Here is a 24244-nt window from a genome sequence, read left to right on the forward strand (position 1 = left end):
AACAACACCGGGTGCACCGTCGGGTGTGTCGGCTACGGCCGGTGACAGGCAGGCGACTGTGTCTTTCACCCCTCCGACCAGTGATGGCGGTTCAGCTATCACCGGATACACGGTTACTGCCACCGATACGACAACACCAGGCAATGGTGGGCAAATTGTTTCCGGTAGTAGCAGCCCGATCACCGTGACCGGCCTCACCAACGGGGACAGCTACACCTTCACGGTGACCGCAACCAACGCTGTTGGCACCGGTACCGGTACCGGCACCGGCCCCGCCTCCGACGCCTCCACCGCGGTCACACCTTCACCACCGGCGGTCACACCCGCGGGATCAGTGCTGGCTGCTACCGGGACGGAACTGGCGCTACCCATGGGAGGGCTCGCCTTGCTTCTGCTGACAGCCGGGCTCGTCGCCTTCGGCAGCGCACGGTTACTTCACCGCTCAAGGCAACAGCACACGAACTGAACCCGACCACGAGGTTCGTGTCGTTATCTTTCCGGTGAAAAGCTTCGACTACCCCAAAAAAATACCGCAACCGAGGTTCGTGAGCGTGCGGTTCGTAAGGGTGCGGTTTGTGTGGCTCTCGATCGGTTGAATGAATACCGGCCGTATTCAACCGGTCGAAGCAACACCTGATCATGGAGGTGATGGATGCGGGGTGATCCGTAAACTTCGACGTCGCCATTGTCGTCAAACAACACGATCAGCGAATCAGAGCTCATCAAGCAAGTGTGTCGAACTGAGTTGCCCTCGACCGGCTTGAACCGCCCTGAATCGGACGATTATCCACAATCACAGCGGACCGCCCGTAAGCCGGACCATCAACGGACACTCCCGCGTCGTTACTGGGATCGACGGCACGTTTCGGCGCAGGGTGCCCGTATAGGTGCCCCGTAAGGAATTCGCGCTCAGGTACGTCATACGCGACACCAGTTCGACGCTGTAGACCGCCCTACGGACACGAGACGTCTCACGCTCCACTCCTCGCGCCGTCGACGATCGCCGGGATCTCGCGGCCATGCGATTCTCATAACTACGTCTCGTAGCCCAATGCTGTGCCGAACCGCTAACGACCAGTTTTAGAACGACGATCTCTGCCTGGCAGGCAGAGACCAACCGAGCATCGGAGACAGTGGCCGGCGAACGGCTGAGTCCGTTCTACTTTCTTGCGAATCTCGTCAATCGAGATTCAGTAGGTAGCGCTCTGCGTTCGGAGGCCCACCAGCCGGGCGTGCAAGCTCAAGTCAGATTGAATTTCATGAAGGGAGGCCTCGAAACCTTCGCAGGCGAGCGTTGATGTAAAGACCCGTTGACTCCGGCTCGTGACCACACCAGACCTCGTGGATGATAATTTCGCGCTCCGCGATCATGACGAAGACGGGGAGCATCCGATAATCCACGACTCGGGCAGCTCTGGCCAGATTTTTGGCCAGCTTCATCCCTTTTGCCTTGCTGAGGTCGAGATCGGGCTCGACGATTTGGAGTGCGCGCCGAACGGACGCCAGAGTCTGAATTGCCCGAGCGTGCTCCTTTCGTCCGTCCCTGTGGTCCAAGTACCACGGGGCCTTCGACTCGTCCCGAGCCTGCGAGGCCTTGCGCTCTGAGACGCCGCTAACCGCATCGATTTCCGCCCATAACTTGGCCTCAGAGCGAATGGTCTCGGCCAGATCGGCCGCGGACACCCCATCCCTATGAGCTTCGAGAATATTTGGCATGAAAAAGTCAGCGAAGTGCGGGAAAGAGGCTGGGGAGGTGAGCCCGAGTGCGATGTCCACATCCATGACGTAGCAGTAGATAGATAGCGCAGCGGTCGGCAATTTCACGTTCGGCATTTACGGTCCTAAAGTTCGATTTTTGAGCCACGAATGTGCCCCGGTTAACATGTGTGCGGCACTTCTCAACGTCATCAAAAAAATGCTGCTGAGTTTTCGCATCACCGAAATGGCGAACCGCAGTTGACACAGAGACGACCGTCAGTCGCGGTCTCAGACTGAAGCGTCTGGACGCTGCACGGTCCTCTTAGAAATTGAGGCAACTCCGGCCATCACGAGATGGCCGGGGTTCTTTCACTGTTTCATTTTTGACTACGGTTGCAGCGAACCGAGCCGCGCCGACATGGTGATAGAGCCCGCAGCATCACACCTCACGTTCCTTGTGGACATTATGAAGATGGTCGCAAGGGCGGCGGCGTGGGATGAGATCGATCGATCCTGTCCTCAGCCGCGGTGACTTGCTCGGTAGGCGCCTGAGGGAGCGAATCGTGAACACTCCCCCTTTGGAGACTCAAACAGCTCCGCGTAACTGTCACCCGTTGGCGAAGAACGCCGCTACAGCATCAAAGATCGCCGGCTCGACGGTTTCGAGGTCACCTTCCCGGATGAGTTGGGCCGGTGCTGCGTCCTTCAGATTGGGATTCATACCCTGAAACCAGGCCTGGACGGTCCCCTGACTCTCCCACTGGAGCAGGATGGTGGTGACCCGATGCGCGAGCCGCAGCCGTTCCGCGACCTCGTCCGATGGGGCGGAGGTACCGTGCGCCCAATCGCGCAAGATGCGGGTCTCGTTCAGCGACGCTAGGTACGCCGTGAGCCGCGCGCCGAGGGTGAGACGCAGCCAGCTGACAACATCGACGATGTCCGTCGCAGGCTGTGAGTCGGCGCGCACCGGCGGGTTATCGATGACTTCGGTCGGCAGGCTTGCGAGCATCGTCTCGGCAACCGACTCGATGCTCCGATCGGATTCTGGAATCCGGTCCCCGGCAATGTTCGGGAGCTGATCGCTAACAGGTCGAAGCAGCTCCCAACGGACATCGTCGGAGTGCTCACGCACCTCGGGGGGCTCTTCGGTGATAGAGAGGATGGTTGCTGTCAGATGGGTCGTGGCGCCGCCCAAGTAGGATTCGTCGGCGACGACCAGAAATCCTTGCCGGCCCACTTCCCACCCTGGACCGAGTTCACTCAGAACCCGCGGCGAGTAGTCGTAGCGCTCTGTAGTTGCACCAGGTCCGGGGCGTCGCTCCCAGGTCGTCCGACCGGCAATATCGAGAATGTGCACGGTACCAGAGACTGTTTCGACCCGGTAGACGCCGCGTTTGCCCGGGAGTTTGTCAAGGTTGGTCATGTCACTCCATTCGCGTGCATCGATTGTCTCGACTAGGAATTCGTGCGGAGTCCGGACGCTCTGGTCCACCAATGGTCTTGCCTCCGCGACGAGCCGCACCGTCGACTGAGGCTCAGCATCCCCAATGCTCGGACGTTCGTCACAATATCCGGATGACTAGTGCGAAGGTTCCCGTTGTGGAAGACAGGATTGCGGGCCTGTCGCTCACCCGACGCGCAGTTCCGAAGCCGCACGACCTGTCTCGCCTCACCAGACGACGAAAAGACGCCGGCCCCGCGCCGAGGAGTGTCCGCACATTGAGGCTTGCTTCACTAGCCTCAGCTGATGAACCGTGCCGTCGCGATGGGATTCGCCACTACGAGCGCGGGCCTTGCTCGTCGGCGCTGGCCCATACTTCGGTCGCCGTGTGGCGAATATCTTCTCGAGAAGGGCGAAGACGGAAGTTTTCCCGCCGGCCACAATTCGTTCCTCGATCTAATGAAACGTTAGTAGTGCTCCCCTACGTGCCCCAGGGCCTTCTCGGACACGTTGTTGTCGCGAACCTTGAACTGAACTTACAGCGTCTTGCGGAGCACCCTCCGACTTTCCTGATCGCCTCAAATTGTGGTTTGCCAGCCCTCAAAGCGCACAGCGCGAACAACCTCGTCGATCCGGTTGACGATGTTAACGACGATGATCGGTTTCTGATCGGTCTTGAGAGCCTCGGACAATTCCGTTAGCGCAGCCTTGCCCTGCTCCTCACGCGGGACTTCTTTAAGTACCTTCACGGCCGCCACCGTGTCTCGCGCGAGCTCGAGAAGTTCCCACAAAAAGTCGAGGCTTGATTGTTGGATGTCGGCGTACCTGTCGCGAAGCGCGTTCAGGCGCTGACCCAACTCGATGAGAACAAGGTTGTTGAGGTGGCGCGCGATCCTGGCGGTGATTCTTTTCTCAACTTCCTTGGGCGGAATGTCAATGGGGTGCGCTGCGCTGGCCTTGCGCTCTCGGCAACTCAAACCGTTTCTGGATGAACCTGCAGAGTCGATACGATCTCGACATCGCAGTCTCGAGGCTCCGGGCCGGATTGGATCTAATCCGGTAACTTTCGGCTCGACCGCCTGGCTCCTCGGCCAGCGATACGATGTCATCGCCGGCGCGACACCGCAAACGCCAGATAGACGACGACTCAATATGCAATTTGGAGGAACCATCGCCCTTTTCGGCCGTAAGAACCCAGCTCAAGAGGACGTCCCATCCGCCATTGCCAGGATCGCGCGACAGCATCTCGCCGAGCTGGGCTTCGAGACCACCATCGATCTCGTCAAGGAACCGCTCAACCCACATCTGATGGCCGCGGACGGCTTGGTCTTCCCGCTGTACAACCTGATCGGGTCGTGCAGGGATCAGCCGCAACGAAAGTGGCGGGTCATTGTGGCCAACCACCTGGCCAAAATTTTGAGTTCACGGGCCAACCAACCACCCGAACAGCTCGACGCAGGAATGCTCCGACGTCAGGTGCGCACCCGACTGCTCTCAGCCGGAGAAGACGGTCAGATCGACCTGAGCTACGCCCGGCCATTTGCGCCCGGCCTCGTTATAGCCCTCTGCATCGACTACCCCGAAGCCGTAGAAACGATCAACAGCTCGACGATAAGCAAGCTATCGCTCACGCCAGATGAGGCGTTCCGTGCCGGCCAGGAAAACACCAACGCAGAACCAATTGATGAGCGAACGGAGATTGCGCCAGGCGTCTGGGCCCTGGCTGGTGCTTCGCTGTTTGTCGCATCGAAGGTTATTGATCTCGACGCCCTCATCCACACCAGCATTGGCCCCGCCCCAGACGGCATCGTGTTCGCAACTCCGCACCGCGGCCTGCTGGTTTACGTGAAACCGGAGGGGCCAGACTTCGCCGAGGCGGTTCAAACACTCCTGATTGCCGTCGACAACATGGCACGCGATTCGAACGCTTCATTGCCTGGCGGACTTCTGAGCCCCGCTGTCTACTACATCAACGAAGGAACAGTTGACGTCATCGGAGGACGTGCGACCGATAACGACCAGCTACACATCAGCGCGTCTGGAAGATTTGGTGAACTTCTTGAGAAGTGGGCGAGTTCCTCCAACTAGAAAGATCTACGCGGCAAAACGCCGCTCGCTCGGAGGCCAAACGTTTCAATCCTGAAGCTCCAAACCGCAAACGATTAGGCACTTCGGGAGCGAGATGACACGCCGTTAAGCCTAGTTCTCTCTCTCTCGGTGTGAAGATCAGGCGGAGATGGATGCTCGGTCGAAGCGTAGCTCGTGCTTGATTGGTGCCGAGTATCCGGGGGTGCCAGTGGCGGTGTTGCAGGTTGTAGAAAATCTTGAGAACAGCAAATATCGCGTTCGCTGGGTCGAGGAGGACTCCCCATTTCATTCGATTCAGCAGCTCGATCTGCATGCTCGGCCAGAAGAATTCTTGCTAATCGAGTTGTCGTAGCGACGGGAGATTGTTCGATGTCGAGGGCATTGACGATGAGATTCGACGGCGGGATTCGAGTCCTGCGCGTTGTCGACCGACCAACCGACGATTTTCCGGCAGAGAGCGTCCATCACGGCGCACCGAAAGACTTTTCCTTCTCTCATGGGATGTTCCGCGATGTCCGTTACCCAAGGTTCATTCGGAGAGGGCCGGTGGGATGTGCGGTGGACAAGGTCGTCGGCGGTTGCCACCGCGTGCAGCCGTTTGATCTTCGCTGGCTCCGGAAGCCCAGCAATCCGGGCATGAATCCCCAGAACGGAGACGAGCCGCTCGCTCACCCGAACGCTCATTCCGAGGATGAGTTCCGCGTGCACACGCCGGAGAGCAGAGGTTTGCCATGGGGCAGCGTGAACCTCCCGGGTCAATCCGGCCAGCCGCGGCCGCCGCACTCACGCCCCAGCTCGACGGCCGCGGTCGTGATTGGTTTACCGGCAGAAACGACAGCGACTGCTCGCATCCGGAACTCAGCGGAAAAGGGTCCTGACATCGATAAAGCCCTCAAAGAGAGCCTCCGCCAACAGACCATTTGGGGTAACCAAACCATGGGGCAGGACACAAACCATGGGGCACGTCAACGAGTCAACTAGATCAACAGCAAACTCGTTCCACACCGAATGTTTTGCGCGTGGCCCGCATTTGTGAAGCTGGTGAGAATTTGGGCCCTTTCACTGCTGGGGCGAGAGTCAGATCACCTCGACTGTGCGATGTGCAGGAGGTGGGATGCAAGATCCGGGTTGTGTGCGCGCCGCAGCGGAGTGGATCCTTGGCGCATCAGTGTCACGACGAGTTGGTAGACCGAGTCGAGCACTGAGCGTTCTTGCAGGAGCTTCACCGCTTGGGAGACCTCCGGTATCTGCACAGTTTGAATGCCAGGAAGCGCGCGATAGGCAGCATCCGCTACCGAGCTGGTATCGAGCCCGACTCGCCGAAGTGCGCGAGCAAGGCCCCTCGTGGTGCCAGGGGCGAGATTGAGGAAGCTGGGGTATTCGGGCCCAACGCTGGAGTTGCTGTCTTCGAACGTACGCAAGACTTCAACCCGCCCAGCACTCAGCGTCGCCAGCCGACGCCACCCTGGCACCATATTTGTCGCGGGCAACGCACTCACGGACCACAGCACTCCCTGGCTCAACGATGGCGACGGGATCGCCTCCTTGACTACGGTCGCGAACAGTTCCGCGACTTCGTCAAAGCCCGGAACGCTGGCGAGTTTGTCGAAGGCAGCCCGCTGGCGATCGGAGCTCTCCGCAGAGCGCGGCAACTCACCGATTCCTCCTCGACGGGTGCGATCCCACGGCAGCGTGAGTGACTGCCCCTCACGGACGGACACGACGAGATCCTGTTCGCCGCCCGGCCGGGAGGTAAGAAGCTTGTTGCGTAACGGACGCGTCTTCTGCGCCAACTGGATCGTAGCGAGCTCGAATTCATCGAGCCGTTCCGGCGGGCAAGCGGCAAATCGGACGACGATCGCGTCGCTCCATCGGCGTCGGTGTGTGGCGAGTCTGGATCGCGTCGAGACTGACTGCCCGACGTAGGAGTATCCGTCCTCAAAATCGATCCAGTAGATACCGCAGCGTGACTCACCGTCCGCGAGCAAGGCCAAGGAGTCGTTCTTGGACATCCTGTGCTCAACAAAATGCAACTCGGCCGCTGGCGTTGCATCGATATGCGGTGCGGTGGGAATTGCCTCGGTCATGATGCGAGAGTACTGGCCCGGCTGAGAGCGGTCGTTCGCAGATAACGCATTTCGCCGATAACAGCACCTATGCCAGCACATAGCGTTGATCGCGATGCTGATTCGAATTCCCGGCCACTGCCCGCATCACTAGAACGATGCAGTCTTCGCGCGCGTCTCGTGGGGTGGTGCACATTTTGGCCGCTGAGCGTTCAGTTTTAGAACTGAAAAACCATCACAAAATCGCCGGTTTGGCTCTGGCATCGACTTCGCGCGTTGCCCAACCTGCGGCAGGAAGACGCTACTGGCTTGGAAACCGATCCTCTTTGCGATGGGACAGGCTTTCGCCCCGGCGCCGACTACCGGGATGCTGCACCTCGCTCACGCCCCGTGCCCTTGTCCCCATTGAGCACTACCCGGTAACTTGTGTCCATGACCGATGAGGCAGATTCGGCAAGTGTCTTGACCTGGCACGAACGAGCGAGTCGGAAGCAAGCTACAGCCTTGGCTCGCGTCGTATCGATTGTGCTCTTCACCGGTGCGCTCGTTGCTCTGGTCGCGACGACACCGCTGGCTGCCAATCCGACCCCTTCCTCGACTCGGACAACCACGGAAGAAGTCACCTACGCGCCCGCGGGCCGCACCCGGGTTCACACCCAGTCCACTGTTGAAGCCGATCCTCTAGAGGACCAGAGCTTGTTGACGCGCATGTTCTCCAGTGGCGCTTCGCCCTTGCTTTTCCAAGTCCTTCTGGCGGGCGCCGGCGCATTCGTCTTTGGAGCGTTCGTCCAGCGAATTTGGCTTGGAGAGTACGGCCTCACGATCGGGCCAGTTTCGCTTCCTGCGCTTCCGGCAATCACGGAAAAGACTGCCTCTGAGGTCGCCGATTCCATCAAGGAGTCACCTCGACTCGAGGATCTGCCCGGTCCGGGTCGGCGCGGACCGCAACCGGCGCCGCAGTTCCAAGCCATAGCTGATAATCGTCTTGCTCTTATCAGCATCCGCATTGAGCTCGAAGAAAAGCTTCGAAACCTCGCCGTCGCGGTAGGCGTAGACAAGGAAGTGGAGCTCGAAAAGATCCCCGCACGACTCGTTCGCTTGGACATCATTGACGATGCGGGCGCCAACGGCATTCTGAAGTTTCTTGACGCCGGCGATCGGATTGTAGCCGGCGCGAAGGTCGAACCGGCGGCCGCCGTCACCCTGCGCAGTCAAGCGTTCCTTCTCCTGAATGGGCTTGACGTTCTCCGCTCGCGCGCCCTGCTGGAACCGTAGTTGCACCCTATTCGAGGAACTCCAGATGGACCATGAGCAAGAACACATAAAACAAAATGAGTTTGGCAGGGCTGTTTTCGCGCACCTGCAACGCGAAACTTCAAGCCGATGGGACTTCCTCGCTGTTGCCCAGGACTTGAATCCGCTCACCTTTTGGCAGCCAGAAGCAAGTGAAATAGCCAGGGGAGCTGCACGCAACGCTGCGGGTGAGGTGAAGCACGTCTTTGTGTCCACGCCTCCTGGCGCGACCCCGGTCTGTTGGATGCCGACTCCCGCCAACGACTGGGGTTCGCCCGTCGCCTTATTAAAAGCGATAGTGAACGTAGACGGAACAACGCTACTGGGAGCGGAGCCCGAGTCTGGCCTGACTTCCTTCAAACCCGCAGTCGAGCGGCTCTTTGAGACAGTGTGCTACCGCGATTCTCGAGGCCACAGAGTCACCACGGTAGGCGCTGCAGATGGTGGTGAAACCACGGTTATGGTCGATTGGGACAGCTCCATCGTGATGTTTTGGATCGATTCCCCCGGAACGAAGCGGATGCTTGCAGTGGCTGCCTGTCTTCCTCGGGGTGGACTTGCCGCTACCGTCGTCGACATTGATCTGCGACCCATTTTTTCTGGGAGTGCTCTCCAACGAAAGCTTGACCGTTAGCATCGGCTCGGCTGCACAGAATAGGTGTCATTTTTACGTGCCCCACAAGTTAGTTACCTCAACCCCGAGTAGTCCCGTTAGCGATTTTGCCGTCGCGTCGATTGCGTGCGAGCCGCTTTGAGTGGAGGAGGCCCCGAACCAGGAATACAGGCTCCATTCATGCGATCGCGGTGCGCTGTGGACGCTGGTTCCCGACGCATTTCGAAGACATAGTTGATCAGGCCATCTCCGGCTGGTTGGAATACTTGCTATTGATTCCTGGAACGGGCCCGCGACGGCTAATGGTATGCCCAGCGTTCGCGGGGCTAGATGGATTCTTCGAACCACGCACGTTGTTGAGACAGCGAACGGGACTGCTGTCGGTTTGGTTGACTCGCTGACCTGCCGAAACCCCCAGGGTTGCCTTCGTGTCCGACGCGCGACCACTTGGCTCGCCCATCCGTTTCAGCAGAAAGCGAGAGTGGGTTGGCTCCTCAGCGATGGGCAGTTTCCAATCCCCCGGGCGCTGGCATCTCGTCAGTCACGGTCCGATGCCATTCCCCCGCAGGCGCTGGTCGAGCAGCAGACCGCGGCGGCGAGGATCCATTTCATCGAGCTGTCCGCGCACTCGGATTCGCCTCCGGAATCAGGGGCAGTTTCGTGGCGAGCGAGGGTCGGTAAGAATCCATGCTCGACCCCGAATTCGTCGGGATGTGGGCGCCCCACTGGAATTTTCAGAGTTTCTTCGTGGAATGACTTTTCCACCGTTTGAAATCCGACCCCTTTGATCGGGACTTTTGTATTCTCCGAATCACCCACGTTGTTGAGACAGCGAACAGGAAGACCCCGTAGACAGTGTCTGCGGGGTCTTTTCTGTGCGGCTGGCCGACGAATACTGTCGGCGTCGGCGGCAGTTGCGCCTCAGGGTCCGCAGGGCTGGGCCTTAGCCTGGCGCTCTGCCGTCCCTTACTGATAGCAGGTACGTAGGGAACTACATACGGACCGACGTTATTCAGAAGCTTGGTGAAGCCGTGGAAAACAAGAGAAAAGTGGGCGCGAATCGCCCAGTCCCGTCCACTTACAGCAGGGAGTGCTCTAGCTGGACGAATCGAAATCAAATCACTTCAGGCAACAACGCCTTGGCTTCGCCGTTCTGCGGGATATTTATGGCAGCTGACGTCGCGGGCGGATAGAACTTGGGCTGCCCAATTCCGCCATTGTCAGAGTTCAAGGCGAGCCCAACTAGATGGCCTGCCGAATCCGAACCCGGCTGTCGATATTGAAGGTCATTTCGTCGGTCGGATTGAGTCCGATGGGATCCTGCTCAAGGACGCCGTAATGGATCGCAACAGGGATGTTCCGGACATTCGGTCAACCAAACCGACAGCAGTCCCTTCCGAGTTTCGACACGCACGTACTAAGTCGACGTCTTCCGGATCGAACGAGCTGCATGGAATTCCGTCAAACCAAGCCCCAACTCTGCGAGCAAGCTGGTGACTCCGAGTGCCCCGATGAGAGGAGTGGAGGAGGGCGAGTCAAGCACCGCATCATAACTTTCGAATGGCCCAACCCCCGCGAAACGTCGAAGGAATATGAGCGACAAGAGAAGCGCGGCAATAGCGAAAACCCAACCACATGCCACCGTTCGGCTTGTTGTCGTGCCTTTCATGAACGCGGAATAGCTCTCTACCGTGGAATTCAGCACCGTCGCAAGTATCGCTCTAAGCAAAGTGGCTGCGACTCCACCAGCAAGACCGACTGCTGCTGCAAAGGAGTCGGAATCGAAGCGACCGAACACCGCTCCAATGGCCATCCCGGCACCAGCGAATGGGGATGCACTAGCCGCGATCCAGTGCGCGATGATCCAGAGAGTACGTCCAATCACTTGCCTGCCTCTTTTACCAGCCGGAACGATTCCCCGCATGAATCATCATGCTTAAGACCGTGCTCTGAGTTGACAGAAGCAATGGACTCTGCCGGTCTCCCTTTTTCCATTCGGTGCTGCGACTTTAACGCCGGTGAAACCTCAGACACCTATTGGATTTCCGGCTGTACTGTGCAACTTGCGGAGTTACTCCGTGGAAACGTTTTTGGTGGTTCGCGATGTCGGCCCGTCTGATTGGGGTGCTGCTTTCAAAGTGGTCCGCTCGCTCGTGGAGGCGGTTTGAAGACACTGGTATTGCTTTCGATTTGGCCGACACCGGAACGAGTCAACCGGATGTGAAGCCGCCGTGGGCCCAACAGTTGATCCGTATGTTCCCAGAGGTCGTTGGTTGAAAGCGACTAAGGGTTTCCGGCTTGCGCTGTTTAGCCTCGCCCCCGTAGTGGGGTTCGTAGCGCGCGGGCGCGAAACATAGGGTGGAACAGATGGGAGTTCGACTTGTCTGAAGCAGCGGCACGGCTGCCAAAGACCATGCGTCTTCGATACTCGGGCCACTGCGCAATGTGCGGAATTGAATTGCCCGTCGGCACGATCGCGGTTTACAACAGCAGTACCAAGAGCGTGACCTGCCCGGTGTGCCTGCCACAAGAATCCTCGGCCGTGCCGCGATCGCAGGGTTCGGATGTGCCAGTGAAAGTCAATGACGTGGAGAACTCGCTGCCAGAACTGGTTCTGGAACAGTCGGAGGTGTTCGCCGGGGCTGCTGGCGCATCGGCTCAGCGCGAGTATGAACGACGGAAGGACAAGCGGGAGTCACGGATTCGCGAGGCCCACCCGCGCATCGGTGGCCTCATCATCGCTTTGAGCGATGACCCGCAAAGCACCAAGGCGTGGGCCACCGGCGCGCAGGGTGAGGAGCGACTGGGCCGACAACTCGACGCCGTCGTACAGGCGGGCGTTCACGTTCTTCACGACCGGCGCATCCCCACCACGAAGGCCAACATCGATCACCTTGTTGTCTGCCCTTCGGGCGTCTTCGTCATCGATGCCAAGAAGTACGAGGGACAACGCCCCAGCCTTCGAATCGACGGCGGTTGGACTCGCCCGCGCACCGAAACATTGATCATCGGATCGCGAAATGGCACGAAACTGGTCGACGGCGTGCACAAGCAGGTAGACCGCGTCAGGACGACGCTCGAAGCCAGCGGCCTCAATGATGTGCCGGTCAGTGGAATGCTTTGTTTTGTCGAGGCCGATTGGCCCCTATTCGGCGGCGATTTCACAATTGACGGGGTGAGTGTGCTGTGGCCGAGGAAAGCAGCCAGCCACATTGGACGGCTCGGCGCTATCGATGCGGCAACGGCGGCGCGGGTCCATCACGTCCTCGCATCATCATTCCCGCCGGCGTGAGCTCGTAAATTTCGATTCCAGGTCCACCACGGTCGCCCAATTTGATTATTCGATCAATCGTGCTTCATGACCCCGAATTCATTGGGATGTGGGCGCACTGGAATTTTCGGAGTTTCTCCGTGAAATGCCTTTTGGCGGCACAGAATTTCGAACCTCCTGATCAGGGCTTTTGTATTCTCCGAACCACCCACGTTGGGTAGTTCATGTAATTCGAGCAATCGAGTCATGAAATACCTGGAACAGGACCGATTTGTCTTCACGGACGAGTCGGTCCTGTTCTTTTTCTTCCCGCGGCTGCGATTTCTCGCCGTGTGATTACGGATCGGGCCGTTAAAGCCAAGAAGGCCCGCTTTTCGGCGGGCTGGCGCTTCTCTTGGAGCGGGTAGGTGGTAGCGGCGGTGGTGCTGGTTGTCTACGACGGTGGTCGCGCTCGGTTCGCGGGGTCGACTGTTGGGAGTAGCTGGTTGTCCGGTCACCTGCGGCGCCATTGGCGGGTCAGTCTTCCGCCGGCCAGGGTGATCGCTTCGGCGAGGAAGAACTGCGAGATTTTGCGGAAGTTCAACGAGACGGCGGCCATGGTTGTGGAGAGGTATTGGAGCGCGAAGCCCCGACTCCACGGCGACCTCGGGAACATCCCACCCGAGGAGTACGAGCGGAACTACATGCTCAAAGACACGGCGCATCGACCGGTGACGCCGCCGACAAAACGGCGGCATGAAAACCGGGACGGTTCAAGAAAACACTTCGCACGGTGTTGGGTGCCGTCGATTTTGAGCTGGTTAGGCCCCGTGAATCGGGCGTTACCGCGCAAGGTCGTCACACCGTTGCCGGTGAGCTCGTCCTCCATGCCTTGCGGTACAGCATCTGTGAAGCCTCGTTTATGGCGCATCAACGCGGACCAATCGATCGACACCCCGTAGTCGGTGATGCCCTTGCGCCGCATCAAGCGAGCAGTGTCAATCACTTCCGCGCCACGGCGGAGAATCTTTTTCGGATCACAGCCGCGCAGTGCGCCAGTGCCCCCGTAGGGAAGCGCGTCGACGATGCCCACGCGCATCCCTGGATGTCGCACTTACTAGCTGTCGTTGTGCCGGCCATCCCGGCGCCGATGACGAACAGTTCGTATTACTCGTTCACGTACCGTTCCCATCTGCCGAAACCGCGGCCGGATCACATCCAGGTCTTGCTCGGAGTTGTGTTGTTCAGCTTGCGCCTATCCTCGCCCGCAGTTGCTCAAGCGTGAGCGCACCGGCGAAGTCTTCGGATGTTACGACGCGGGGCGGGGTGCGCGGCCAGTCGCTCCGCGGAGATGGTCCAGTTCGGGCGTTCATCGAAGCACTACATCGCAATCTCCATAACAATCACGATGAACCTTGCCCCTCGACGCACGGCGCAGCGGTACATGGGGCTGTATGAATGGGCGGCTGTGTGGCGCGCATGTCGCTGGCCGATCTCATCATTCAAAAAGCTTCGGCCGCGACTTTCGGGCTTGGCAGCCGGCCGGATGCCGGTTTCGCGTTTGTTCATGACCTACGCAGGGTCGGCGAGCGGAGCGCCTGCGCCTGCGCCTCGGGCGCGGCCTTCGCCAGGTAGGTTGAGTTTCCCGGCCTCCCGTCGATGTTCCGGCCCCGCAAAATCTGCGAACGAGTGCAGACCCACATGGCGTGGTCCGCTCGAAAGAGTAGAGGGTGTGAGTCGGGGAAATTCCGGGACCGACGGTGGTGACACCGCTGACGTCACTCTCGGGAGTGTCTACCAGCGGTGAGGGAGCCGATCACTCGAGGCCAGCGCCTCGGGGATCGGCCCCGCCCATTAGTCCCGCCGGACCGTTGGTCGGCAGTTCAACCGCATCGTGCGTGACAGTCCCGCCAGACCCCGCTACTTGAGCTGCCCGCGAATCTCGCCGGCCTTGTAACGCTCGCTGTGTACGTTGACGTAATAACCGCGGGGATCAGCCGCGATGTTCGCAAGAACCGTCGAGTCCACCGTGGTGCAGGACTGCACGGTCCAGTCCGTACCGGAGCCGACTACGAGCGGGATGACTACGTCACCCTTTGCGTTGCGCTCCCCGACGTGAATGTGTGCGACGGTGACGGGCGCCGACAGGTGAAGTACATCAAGGTTGTAACAGAACTTCGAGCCTGAGACGGTGTAGCTGAAAAAACCGCTGGCGCCCGTATCGGGCACTCCGGCCTGCTCGTTATTGAGCGGGATGGCGGGCCCGCCGCCCGGCTTGGCATTCGCGATTCCACCTCCAGCAAGGGTGAGAGCGGCGACGGTCGCAGCGACGGCGAGCAGTCTGAAAGAAGCGCGGGTGATGGTGCTCAAGATGATCTCCATTGGGCTTGAATTTCGGATTTTCAGATTATGTCGGAGCGCCCGGGACCGGAAGCTTCCGGTCCTGCCAAACCGCTGGGAATTCGAAGCACCCAGAGCCCACCGCTGCAACGGCGCCGGGTATCGCAAAAAAGAGGCGTGCAGGGCAACACCGCCAAGAGTCACGGGGTCACGTCCCGTGAAGTGGTGTAATTTCCGGCTGCTGAGCGTGGCGTTGTCGACGTGAGAAGCCATCGAGCGATGGTCAGTGAGAACCGACCAAAGTTACCCACACGAAGGACAACGCACGATAGCTCTTGACCAGTCTGCCCTGCCCGACTTGCTTGCCGAGCTCAAACTCACCGATGCTGAGGCTGCTGCCTTTACCGCCGTGGCCCCGTTTCAACGGTCCGCCGAGCGCACCCACCGCAACGGCACCCGCCCGGGGGTGTTGTCCACGACTGCCGGGGATCTGGAGCTTGCGATCCCGAAAATGCGGCAGGGAACCTTCTTACCGGCGCTGGCCGAGCGTCGCCGTCGGGTCGACCAGGCGTTGTTCGCCGTGGTGATGGAGGCGTATCTGCATGGCGTCTCGATCCGCAAAGTCGACGACCTCGTCAAGGCTCTCGGTGCTGATACTGGCACCTCCAAGTCCGAGGTGTCGCGCATCTGCGTAGGCCTGGACGAGCAGGTCGCCGTGTTTCGGGACCGGGATATTGCCTCGGTCGACTATCCGTATGTGTTCCTTGATGCCACCTACTGCAAAGCCCGCGTCAACCACCGGGTGGTGTCCCAGGTGGTCGTCGTCACCGTCGGGGTCGCATCCGACGGGCGCCGGGAGGTTCTCGGCTTCGACGTCGGTTACCCCGAGAACGAGGGCTTCTGGACCGGGTTTCTGCGCTCGTTGAAAACTGGCTATGTCAGAGTCGCCCCAAGCTGCGGGCAGGCACACCGGGCTGCTTCCGTGCACGGTGAAGGCCCGTGGGAACGTTGCAGCAGACACGATCAAGGGTCCTGCCGCCCCGTCGACGATCCTTGAACTCTTCGTCGGAACTGCTCCACCGACCGCCTGATGGATGCTTTCAGGCGGAGAGTTCTGAGTTCGCCGCCGTCAGAAGCGCGAAGTCGGCCTGCGACTGGTCAGCGTAGGCCAGCGACCAGTCGACGACGGCGTCATCGAACGCACCCGAGCTGCCGAGATACCCCGCGACCATCGCCGCGTTCTCGCTCTGCGAGTGCGCTCGCGCCAGCAGTGCACCGCACGCGACCGCGTAGGTCACGAACGGTTCGATCGTGAGCTTTGACACGTCGATCGATCCCTTCATGTCACGGAACTGGCGAACATAAAAGTCCTTCTCGTCGAAGCGAAGATGCCCGAGAAAGAGATCGGAGACAGCCTGCAAGATGCGCTGGTTCGACACGACGCGAAGGGCTTGCGGGGCATCCGTCGTCTCGAGCCCCAGAAAGCGCGGGTTGACCGTCTCGCCACCGTACGACTGCAGCACCGAGACCTGGGCCTCTTTGATCTGCAGCACCAACGACTCGCCCTGGGGTCCGGTGAGGATCATGATGTAGCAGCGCGTGCCGACGCTGCCCACGCCGACGATCCGGCGCGCGATGTCGGTGATGGTGAACTGCGAAAGCAACTGGGCGATGTCTGCAGGCACTGTTCGGCGGTACTTCTCGAAAAGCTTGATGATCGATTCTTCGTCGGGGAACGGAACGTGAGCGAGAGTGGGAGGGTTCTCCTTGAGCAGCAGCCGGCCGTCGGGCCCGCGCTCGGAGATCTTCTCGACGAACGCCTCAGAGGTTCGCAGGCGCGCCTGGCTGGTCGCCTTCTTCAGCACCTTGCGGGAGGCGGAATCGAGGTTCTTGTTCTCACCCTCGATGTCCACTCGAAAATAGAATCGCTCGAGCACAGAGAGCTTCATCATGTCGCGAATGCCCTCGCGGTAGCCTGCTGCTGCCGCTGTAGCCGCCCGGCGAATCTCCGCGGCCGAGAAGTTCGACTCTCGAGCGCCGATGATCACGCTGGCCACCAGGCGCTTCACGTCCCACTCCCAGGGGCCGACGGCCGCCTCGTCGAAGTCGTTCAGGTCGAACACCATCGTGCGCTGCGGACTTGCGAACAGACCGAAGTTGCTGATGTGGGCGTCGCCGCAACTCACTACGCGAACGCCCGTGATGGGGCCGCCTGCCAGGTCGGCGGCCATGATGGCGGCGGCACCGCGGTAGAACGTGAAAGGGCTGACGAGCATCCGCTGCATTCGAAGGGGCACCAGCTCCTGCACCCGGGTGGCGTTCTGTTCGTTCAGGATGCCCAGCGGGTCTCTCTGCGCAGACGGCATGTAGCTCGCGTGCGACCGGCGCGGCACCTGCGTTCGCAGGGCCTTGCCCGCAGCCAGCAGGTCGCTCTGGGACGCGCGGCCCTCACGTTGGTCAAGATTCCAACCGGCGATTCTCATGCGTGCCTTTCATTTAGAAGCACTCTAGGGCTGCAAGCGTCGGCTGGATGTCGCGTCGTGCGCGCGTGGTGACTTCTGTTTGGTACGCAGCGGACGCGTCTTCTGCGCCGGCTGAATCGTTGCGAGCTCGCATTCGTCGAGCCGTGCCAGCGGGTAAGCGGCCCATCGGACGACGATCGCGTCGCTCCATCCTCTGTGACCATCGAGGGTGGCCCCTTACGTTGAAGAAGCAACGCTCAGGAGCAGGAAAGCACACCTCACACGAGGACGCAACGCCCGTTTAGCTTGCACGAAAAGTTTGCCTGCGATCGCGCCGGATCTGAAGCGCGGAGACTCGTGTCATCTCCCGAGGACGTCTCATCGCCGAGACGAGGTAGGGACCCTGTGCCCCTAAAACTCGATGACGTCGGCATGATCCGCGCTCACGGCGGCCAGGTCATCCCCCTCGCCTGTGGGTAACTGAACGTCCTCGACCTTGGCGGAATAATCGCGTCTGCGGCCTACGGCTGGGGAAGCAGTCATTTCGAGACAGTCTTTAGCCTGATGGTCGAGGAGTCGAACTTTAGCCTGACGGTCGAGGAGTCGAAAGCGAGAGCCAACCCGCCGCGTTTTTGCGGAAGACCGCAGGGTCCAGGCGCGACGATCCTTCGGGGATCGCCCCCAGCAGCGGTACGTCCAACGACTCGAAATACCGGCGATTGTCGAGGTCGATTTCAGAAGGGTCGTTCGGCCATGACCCGATGATCACACCCGCGATGGGAATGCCACGAATCCGAAGCGCTTCCAATGTCAGTTCGGTGTGGTTGAGTGTGCCGAGCCCGCTGCGGCAAACCACGATGGCCGCGGCATCCTGTCCGAACGACACCGCAAGGTCGGCGAGCGTGTGGCCGAACCGGTCGAGTCGTACGAGAATGCCGCCCGCACCCTCGACGACAACCCGGTCGTGGCTTCGGGTCAGTCGGTGGATGCGGTCGACGTGCTCGCCGAGAGCGGGTAGTGTCGCGGATTCGCGGGCCGCTGCGGCGACTGGGGCCATCGGTGCCCGAAGCCGGATGCCTTCGGTGACGTCGCGGACGCCGGTGAGTCGGGCGACCTCATCCATGTCACCCGGTTCGCCCGGCATGACACCGGTCTGTGTGGGCTTGTCGACGGCCACGCTCAGGGTGCTTTTCGGAGACTTCGGGAGCACAGCCAAGGCGCACGTGAGGGCGGCGGCGGCGATCGTTTTGCCCACATCCGTGTCGGTCCCGGTGACGAAGAGGATGGGAGTTTCGGTGGCGCGCGTCATCCGGGCTCCAGCGCGACCATGACGGTTGTCGGCGTCTGGAACGACAGCAGCCGAATCCATTCGGGGTCCGGCCCCGCGAGCGCGAGCGTGGGGAACGCGCGCGCGGTCTCCTCGAGTACGGTGATGGTTTCGAGTTCCGCGAGTTTGGCGCCAAGGCACCGATGGAGCCCGTGGCCGAACGCGAGGGAGTATGCGGTGGGCGTGGCACCGGCCGGATGATGCCCGCTCAGTTCGAGGAGGATCTCCGCACCAGCGGGCAGGTCCACTCCCCCCAGCGTGCTGTCCGTAGCCACCACGCGACGCCAGGTGTGGACGGACGACTCGGAGGCGAGCACCCCTCGCACGAACGCGGCTGCCGACGCTCCCTGCGACAACTCGTGCCACAACGCCCTATTTTGGAGCGCGCGGTAGAACGCAATGTTGATCAACTGCGCGGTCGTCTCTTGCCCTGCGATCACGAGGAAGTAGCCGAGGGAGCAGATCTCGGCTGTGCTCAGCCCTGCGGCGTCGAGCACGCCGAACAGCGAATCGTCCCCCTTGCTGGCAGTGACGGTCGTGCGGAGCCACGTGTAAAATTCGACCGCGCTGGCGGCGAGCCTGAGTTGGCGTTCCTCGTCGGGCCACCCCCAGAAGAGTTCCAGCGAGTCCCTGCTCCAGCGTTTGAGCAGCATCAGGTCGGGACAGTCGAATCCTGTCAGCTCCTGCATGATCATGGGAGGGATGTGGCGGCCGATGATGTCCGCGAGGTCGATCGGTCCGCTTCCGAGTGCCGCTGCGGCCGTCTTACAGCGCTCTCGGGTCAGCTCCGTCACTCGCGGGCCGACCGCGGCGACTTTCGCTGGAGTGAAGAACGCGGCGACCATCCTCCGGACGGTGCGATGCCGGTCGCCGGTTGCGGAGGCGAGCACTGGTGGCAGAATGAAGCGCGCGCGGCTGAGGACGCGCAGGGTCGCCATGCTGAGGGGAACCACGCTCGTGAGTGCGTTCGTCGGCACGAACTCGTCGACGCGACGAAAGGCTTCCCGCACCTCGTCGGGATCGCGCACGACGTGGTATTTCTCGGGGTGCGTGCTCGCATCCATGGGGATGGTCGCCGCGTTCGTGGTCATCAGGGTCGCTCCAGGAGCATCGAGGTGATGAGTGCGGTTGCCCACAGCAGCCGGTCGGGGTCGGCGCCTGCGTGCGCCGTCAGTCTCAACCGGGAAATTCCATCCGGAACGCTTGGTGGGCGGAAACAGCCGACGAGTATGCCTTCGTCGCGCAGCCGCTCTGTCACCTCCACGGCGGTTTCCGGCGATCCGACGCGGATCGACTGAACCGGACCGGCCGCGCGATCCACCCCGCAGGATGAGGCAATCAGGCTCGCGACTCGATGAAGCGCCTCCACTCGCTCCGGCTCGGCGAGGATGACGCGGCAGCCAGCAGCCGCCGCTGCCGCTGGCGCCGGCGCGAGCCCCGTGTCGAAGATGAAACTGCGGGCCGTGTTGACGAGATGCTCCCGCAGCATCGTCGATCCGAGCACGGCGCCGCCCTGCGCTCCTAACGCTTTGGAGAGCGTGGCGGTCACGACGACGTGCTCTGCTCCCGCGAGGCCGGCAGCGTGTACACCACCCCGTCCTTCCCCGAGCACTCCGATCCCGTGGGCCTCATCCACGACGAGCAGTGCGTCGTACTTGGCGCAGAGAGCGGCTGCGTCGAGAAGGTTCGGGGCATCCCCGAGCACGGAATATACGGATTCGACGACGACAATCGCCCGCGTTTGGGTTCGGTTGGCCAAAACATCGCCCAACACGGCGAGGTCCGAGTGTGGGATCGTTTCGATCGGTGAGCGCGACAGCCGGGCGGCATCGACGAGGGACGCATGGATGTGTTGGTCGCTGAGGATCAGGGTGTCTGGTCCGCCGAGGGCGGTCAGGATGCCGAGGTTCGCCGCATAGCCGCTGGAGAACGCGAGTGCCGCCGGTTGACCCGTCAGCTCGGCAAGCGCCAGTTCGAGTTCAGTGTGAACCGGAAGCGTGCCGGTCACCACGCGAGACGCGCGTGCCCCCGTACCGTACCGTTCGGTTGCCGCGATCGCGGCGGCTTTCAGCCGGTGATCTGTCGACAGTCCGAGGTAGTCGTTGGATGCGAGATCAAGCAGCCGGTCGCCGCCATCCTCTTCCCAGCCAGGTCCGACCCGGGTAGTGCGGACGGTTCCGCGGCGTTCCCGCACCCGTGCCGCATCTGCGAGCCGGTCCTGTACTGCTCCCATCAGCCGTGCACCTGCGCGACGGCTCCAGTGATGGCCTCACCGATGTCCTTGATGTCCTGCGGGCCGCACACGTAGGGCGGCATCGTGTAGACAAGATTGCGGAACGGCCTGAGCCACACGCCACGTTCGAGCGCCGCACGAGTGATCGCGACCACATCGACCGGCTCATCGAGCTCAATCACGCCGACTGCGCCGAGGACGCGCACCTCTCGCACGGAGCTCAACGAGGCGGCGGGTGCAAGCGCTGCGGACAGCTCGGTGCCGATCCGTGAGAGCCGCGATTCCCAACCATCCAGCAATTCGAGGGACGCGCTTGCCACGGCGCAGGCGAGCGGATTCGCCATGAACGTCGGGCCGTGCAGGAGCACGCCCGGCGCGGATTGCCCGATCATCGTCGCCACCTCGGCCGTGCACAGCATCGCCGCGAGCGTGAGGTAGCCGCCGGTCAGCGCCTTCCCCACACACATCACATCGGGGGCGATGCCGGCCCATTCCGTGGCGAACAACTTGCCGGTCCGGCTGAATCCGGTCGCGATCTCATCGAAGATCAGCAGGATGCCATGTTCGCTCGCCGCCCGCCGCAGAGCTTCGAGGCACCGCGGTGCGTAAACATACATGCCGCCCGCGCCCTGCAGGATCGGCTCGACGATAATGCCTGCGATTTCGGCTCGATGCCTGAGGATCGTCTCATCCATCGCCTCCACCCAGGCGTCGACGGCCAGTTCGTCGGTGACGAGCCGGCCGCCCACGAGCGTCGCTTTGGGTGGACGCTGAAGAAACAGTTGCGGTGCAACCAGATTGGGAAATGCGGAGTGCATCCCGTCGATCGGGTCGCAGACGCTCATCGCCCCGACGGTGTCCCCGTGGTAGCCGCCCCGGAGCGCCAGGAATCGCTGTCGGCTGGGACGGCCGGCAGACGCTTGATACTGGACGGCCAGTTTGAGGGCTACCTCCACCGAGACGGATCCGGAATCGGCGAAGAACACGTGCGCAAGCGGCTCGGGCGCGAGGCGCACCAGTTGCTCGGCCAGTCGCACCGCAGGCTCGTGGGTGAGTCCGCCGAACATGACATGGCTGAATCGCTCGATCTGCTTTCGCAGCGCCTCGTCGAGGACAGGATTGCGGTAGCCATGGATGGCGCTCCACCAGGAACTCATGCCGTCGACGGCCTCGAAATGCGTGCCGTCCTCCGCCCTGAGATGCAATCGCACCCCGGATGCGCCGGTCACCTCGTACGGCGCCGGACCGTCGAGCGCTGCGTATGGGTGCCAGACCAAGCCGCGATCTCGCTCGATCAGGGACCGCGCGGCCGCAACCGTCTCAGGCATTGGGCGCAATTTGCGTGCCGGCTCCCCGCTTGCGGAGACTGACGCCGGAATGTCCGTCCGTGCGGGGTTCGGCACCCAGCACCTGGAAGCCGGCGTCGGCGATCATCTCAAGATCTGCGTCGGCTTCCTGGCCCTCGCTGGTCAGGTAGTCCCCCAAAAAGAGGGAGTTGGCGATGTGCAGTGCGAGTGGTTGAAGCGAGCGCAGGTGCATCTCGCGACCGCCGGCCATGCGTAACTCGGTGCCGGGGCAGGCGAAGCGGACCAACGCAAGAATGCGCAGGCAGGTGCCGGGAGTGAGCAACCAGGTGCCTTCAAGCGGCGTGCCGTCGAACGGCATCAGGAAGTTCACCGGGATCGATTCGCTGCCGAGGTCGCGCAGTGCGAACACCGCATCGACTAGCTCGTCGTCGGACTCGCCCATCCCGACGATTAGCCCCGAGCACGGCGAAAGTCCGGCATCCTTTGCGTGCCCCACCGTCCGCACCCGGTCTTCGTATTCGTGGGTGGTGCAGATGTCGGCGTATCGAGATTCGCTGGTGTTGAGGTTGTGGTTGTACGCGTCGACCCCGGCGGCCTGCAGCTTCTCGGCCTGCCCTTCCTTGAGGATGCCGAGACAGGCGCAGACCTCCACCTGCGGATGCTCGTCCTTCAGAAGGCCGACCATGTCGGCAACGCGAGCGACGTCATGGTTGCTGGGTCCTTTGCCGCTGGCGACGAGGCAGACTCGGGATGCGCCCGCCCGAATCCCGACAGTGGCCTGCTCGACGGCTTCCTCCGGTTTCAGCCAGCTGTATTTCAAAATCTGTGCCTCTGAACCCAGTCGCTGGGAGCAATAGTGACAATCCTCCGGGCACAGCCCAGATTTCAGGTTCACGAGATAATTCACCTTGACGGTGTTGCCGAAGTGGGCGCGGCGTAGTCGTGAACCGGCGGCTACCAACTCCATCAACTCGTCGTCGCTGCTGCGAAGGATGGTGAGAGCGTCAGCGCGAGTAAGCGTGCCGCCCTCTAGTTGCTGGGCGGCAAATTCTTCAAATTTATTGAACACCGTTCAAGTATAGGTTTAGAGATAGGTGTTCATCGCTCAAATCGTACCTGCGAAGGTGCATTAGGACTCACTCACCCCGACGGAGGATTCGTATGGCACTGTCGCGGGAACAGATCGTGGACGCCGCGATGACGATCCTGCGCAGCTACGGCCTCGCCTCGCTATCCATGCGCAACCTGGCCAAAAATCTCGGGGTGCAACCCGGGGCGCTGTACTGGCACGTCAAGAGCAAGCAAGACCTGCTCGTGCTGCTCGCCGACCGTATCCTCGTGACGACGCCGGCAGGGACGGACCAAGCAGGGAGGCGTTCCGACTGGGACGACGCTCGCCAGGCTGCGCTGGATATTCGCACAGCATTGACATCCGTCAAAGACGGCGCCGAGGTGGTCTCGGTGGCACAAGCCCTCAATCCGAGGCAACTGGCGCCACTGCAGCGATTGCGTGACACACTGCCCGCCGATCTGACTCTGAGGCAGGCGGAGTGGGGCGCCCGAGCGCTCACCCATTACATCTTCGGCGCCGTGGCTGAGGAGCAGACCCACGCCGAGCTGATTCTGGCTGGCGTTGCCGCCAGCGAAGAGTCGACCGCCTACACGACCGAAGCATTCGTCTTCGGAGTTGACGTATTCCTGCGCGGCCTCGGCGCCACAGCACCCGGCCCTGCACCATGATCGACTTCACAACCAACAGCCGAGCGGCCGATCTGGTGCGACAGCTCGGCCACACCTCGTCGAGCTCCTCGATCAGCACGAACCCCGCCAGGCGCAGCAGGGCCGCGTCATGGCGGAACACGCCGACGACGTCGGTGCAGCGTTGATCCTTTTACTAACCCGTTTCAGCGGGTTGGTCGACCAGATCTGGCTCCAATGACGCCGCGGGAAGACCGCGTACGCGACCAGGTCGGGTTGCGCATCGGTGAGCATCGCGGTGACACCCCGCGCGCGCAGTCGGCTGGACACCATCGACCGAACACGGGATCGCTCGCCTCGGACCGCAGGGCGATGACGCGATAACGGCTTTTTCGGACCGGATGATCTGGTCGCTTTCTCGAGCTGGG

Annotated in this window: 19 protein-coding genes and 2 pseudogenes; 7 read left to right on the forward strand and 14 right to left on the reverse strand. The window is 61.4% G+C overall.

The features are described from left to right. Positions 1-466, forward strand: a 466-nt coding sequence (locus IEW81_RS00005) for a fibronectin type III domain-containing protein (protein WP_188732648.1), incomplete at its 5' end; no start/stop codon positions are given. A gap of 791 nt (positions 467-1257) precedes the next feature. Here the strand turns inward: IEW81_RS00005 and IEW81_RS00010 are convergent. The 3 genes from IEW81_RS00010 to IEW81_RS00020 all read right to left on the reverse strand — a co-directional run bounded on the left by IEW81_RS00010 (position 1258) and on the right by IEW81_RS00020 (position 4116). Then, on the reverse strand, positions 1258-1833 hold the full coding sequence (locus IEW81_RS00010) for a hypothetical protein (protein WP_097061973.1): 576 nt from the start codon (positions 1831-1833) through the stop codon (positions 1258-1260). A gap of 472 nt (positions 1834-2305) precedes the next feature. Further along, positions 2306-3121, reverse strand: a complete 816-nt coding sequence (locus IEW81_RS14410) for a hypothetical protein (protein ID WP_218840065.1) — start codon at positions 3119-3121, stop codon at positions 2306-2308. Positions 3122-3717: 596 nt separating this feature from the next. Further along, positions 3718-4116 carry a hypothetical protein gene (locus IEW81_RS00020; protein WP_179691927.1) on the reverse strand — a complete coding sequence of 133 codons (399 nt, stop codon included), beginning with the start codon at positions 4114-4116 and terminating at the stop codon, positions 3718-3720. A gap of 175 nt (positions 4117-4291) precedes the next feature. Between IEW81_RS00020 and IEW81_RS00025 the strand changes: the two genes are divergently transcribed. Beyond that, a complete protein-coding gene (locus IEW81_RS00025) occupies positions 4292-5227 on the forward strand; it encodes a hypothetical protein (protein WP_097061972.1) in 936 nt (311 codons plus the stop codon). A gap of 1082 nt (positions 5228-6309) precedes the next feature. Here IEW81_RS00025 and IEW81_RS00030 read toward each other — a convergent pair. After that, on the reverse strand, positions 6310-7314 hold the full coding sequence (locus tag IEW81_RS00030; protein ID WP_097061971.1) for a GIY-YIG nuclease family protein: 1005 nt from the start codon (positions 7312-7314) through the stop codon (positions 6310-6312). 411 nt (positions 7315-7725) lie between these two features. Here IEW81_RS00030 and IEW81_RS00035 point away from each other — a divergent pair, with 411 nt between their 5' ends. From IEW81_RS00035 to IEW81_RS00045, 3 genes are all read left to right on the forward strand, one after another. Next, positions 7726-8568 carry a hypothetical protein gene (locus tag IEW81_RS00035; RefSeq protein WP_143544746.1) on the forward strand — a complete coding sequence of 281 codons (843 nt, stop codon included), beginning with the start codon at positions 7726-7728 and terminating at the stop codon, positions 8566-8568. 25 nt (positions 8569-8593) lie between these two features. Then, entirely contained in the window at positions 8594-9220 is a 627-nt protein-coding gene (locus IEW81_RS00040) for a hypothetical protein (protein WP_143544745.1), read from the forward strand. A gap of 2545 nt (positions 9221-11765) precedes the next feature. Next, entirely contained in the window at positions 11766-12491 is a 726-nt protein-coding gene (locus IEW81_RS00045; RefSeq protein WP_229671175.1) for a nuclease-related domain-containing protein, read from the forward strand. Between the two features lie 658 nt (positions 12492-13149). Here the strand turns inward: IEW81_RS00045 and IEW81_RS00050 are convergent. Next, positions 13150-13542: an NAD(P)/FAD-dependent oxidoreductase gene (locus IEW81_RS00050; protein WP_179691926.1), complete on the reverse strand. Its 393-nt coding sequence runs from the start codon at positions 13540-13542 to the stop codon at positions 13150-13152. A gap of 827 nt (positions 13543-14369) precedes the next feature. Then, complete coding sequence (locus IEW81_RS00055) at positions 14370-14819, reverse strand: CHRD domain-containing protein (protein WP_179691925.1); 450 nt, start codon at positions 14817-14819, stop codon at positions 14370-14372. 298 nt (positions 14820-15117) lie between these two features. Here IEW81_RS00055 and IEW81_RS00060 point away from each other — a divergent pair. Next, positions 15118-15810: pseudogene (locus tag IEW81_RS00060) on the forward strand (IS256 family transposase); the annotation flags it as partial. 79 nt (positions 15811-15889) lie between these two features. Here IEW81_RS00060 and IEW81_RS00065 read toward each other — a convergent pair. From IEW81_RS00065 to bioB, 7 genes are all read right to left on the reverse strand, one after another. After that, positions 15890-17272, reverse strand: coding sequence for a DUF2252 domain-containing protein (locus tag IEW81_RS00065; RefSeq protein WP_097061966.1), 1383 nt, complete (start codon positions 17270-17272; stop codon positions 15890-15892). Positions 17273-17662: 390 nt separating this feature from the next. Next, positions 17663-17794, reverse strand: coding sequence for a hypothetical protein (locus IEW81_RS14610; RefSeq protein WP_268236611.1), 132 nt, complete (start codon positions 17792-17794; stop codon positions 17663-17665). Positions 17795-17834: 40 nt separating this feature from the next. Next, a complete protein-coding gene (gene bioD, locus IEW81_RS00070) occupies positions 17835-18560 on the reverse strand; it encodes a dethiobiotin synthase (protein WP_097061965.1) in 726 nt (241 codons plus the stop codon). Beyond that, positions 18557-19669 (reverse strand): cytochrome P450, encoded by a 1113-nt coding sequence (locus IEW81_RS00075; protein ID WP_229671176.1) that lies wholly within the window; start codon positions 19667-19669, stop codon positions 18557-18559. The genes bioD and IEW81_RS00075 overlap by 4 nt, the downstream gene beginning before the upstream one ends. After that, on the reverse strand, positions 19669-20811 hold the full coding sequence (locus tag IEW81_RS00080; RefSeq protein ID WP_097061964.1) for an 8-amino-7-oxononanoate synthase: 1143 nt from the start codon (positions 20809-20811) through the stop codon (positions 19669-19671). Before IEW81_RS00080 ends, IEW81_RS00075 begins: the two co-directional genes overlap by 1 nt. Then, on the reverse strand, positions 20811-22139 hold the full coding sequence (gene bioA, locus IEW81_RS00085; protein ID WP_097061963.1) for an adenosylmethionine--8-amino-7-oxononanoate transaminase: 1329 nt from the start codon (positions 22137-22139) through the stop codon (positions 20811-20813). Before bioA ends, IEW81_RS00080 begins: the two co-directional genes overlap by 1 nt. Then, positions 22132-23187 carry a biotin synthase BioB gene (gene bioB, locus IEW81_RS00090; protein WP_097061962.1) on the reverse strand — a complete coding sequence of 352 codons (1056 nt, stop codon included), beginning with the start codon at positions 23185-23187 and terminating at the stop codon, positions 22132-22134. The genes bioA and bioB overlap by 8 nt, the downstream gene beginning before the upstream one ends. A 92-nt stretch (positions 23188-23279) precedes the next feature. Here bioB and IEW81_RS00095 point away from each other — a divergent pair, with 92 nt between their 5' ends. Continuing rightward, positions 23280-23858, forward strand: a complete 579-nt coding sequence (locus IEW81_RS00095) for a TetR family transcriptional regulator (RefSeq protein ID WP_097061961.1) — start codon at positions 23280-23282, stop codon at positions 23856-23858. 55 nt (positions 23859-23913) lie between these two features. Here IEW81_RS00095 and IEW81_RS14415 read toward each other — a convergent pair. Beyond that, a pseudogene (locus IEW81_RS14415) lies at positions 23914-24119 on the reverse strand (transposase); the annotation flags it as partial. Positions 24120-24244 lie beyond the last annotated feature (125 nt).

This window comes from Salinibacterium xinjiangense, from assembly GCF_014645015.1.
In the GTDB taxonomy this organism is placed as follows: Bacteria; Actinomycetota; Actinomycetes; order Actinomycetales; family Microbacteriaceae; genus Rhodoglobus; species Rhodoglobus xinjiangensis.

Coding starts and splice junctions, on each gene's coding strand:
- IEW81_RS00010 (WP_097061973.1), bottom strand. CDS start 1,833: ATGCCGAACGTGAAATTGCCGACCGCTGCGCTATCTATCTACTGCTAC.
- IEW81_RS14410 (WP_218840065.1), bottom strand. CDS start 3,121: ATGACCAACCTTGACAAACTCCCGGGCAAACGCGGCGTCTACCGGGTC.
- IEW81_RS00025 (WP_097061972.1), top strand. CDS start 4,292: ATGCAATTTGGAGGAACCATCGCCCTTTTCGGCCGTAAGAACCCAGCT.
- IEW81_RS00030 (WP_097061971.1), bottom strand. CDS start 7,314: ATGACCGAGGCAATTCCCACCGCACCGCATATCGATGCAACGCCAGCG.
- IEW81_RS00035 (WP_143544746.1), top strand. CDS start 7,726: ATGACCGATGAGGCAGATTCGGCAAGTGTCTTGACCTGGCACGAACGA.
- IEW81_RS00040 (WP_143544745.1), top strand. CDS start 8,594: ATGGACCATGAGCAAGAACACATAAAACAAAATGAGTTTGGCAGGGCT.
- IEW81_RS00065 (WP_097061966.1), bottom strand. CDS start 17,272: ATGAGAATCGCCGGTTGGAATCTTGACCAACGTGAGGGCCGCGCGTCC.
- IEW81_RS14610 (WP_268236611.1), bottom strand. CDS start 17,794: ATGACTGCTTCCCCAGCCGTAGGCCGCAGACGCGATTATTCCGCCAAG.
- bioD (WP_097061965.1), bottom strand. CDS start 18,560: ATGACGCGCGCCACCGAAACTCCCATCCTCTTCGTCACCGGGACCGAC.
- IEW81_RS00075 (WP_229671176.1), bottom strand. CDS start 19,669: ATGACCACGAACGCGGCGACCATCCCCATGGATGCGAGCACGCACCCC.
- IEW81_RS00080 (WP_097061964.1), bottom strand. CDS start 20,811: ATGGGAGCAGTACAGGACCGGCTCGCAGATGCGGCACGGGTGCGGGAA.
- bioA (WP_097061963.1), bottom strand. CDS start 22,139: ATGCCTGAGACGGTTGCGGCCGCGCGGTCCCTGATCGAGCGAGATCGC.
- IEW81_RS00095 (WP_097061961.1), top strand. CDS start 23,280: ATGGCACTGTCGCGGGAACAGATCGTGGACGCCGCGATGACGATCCTG.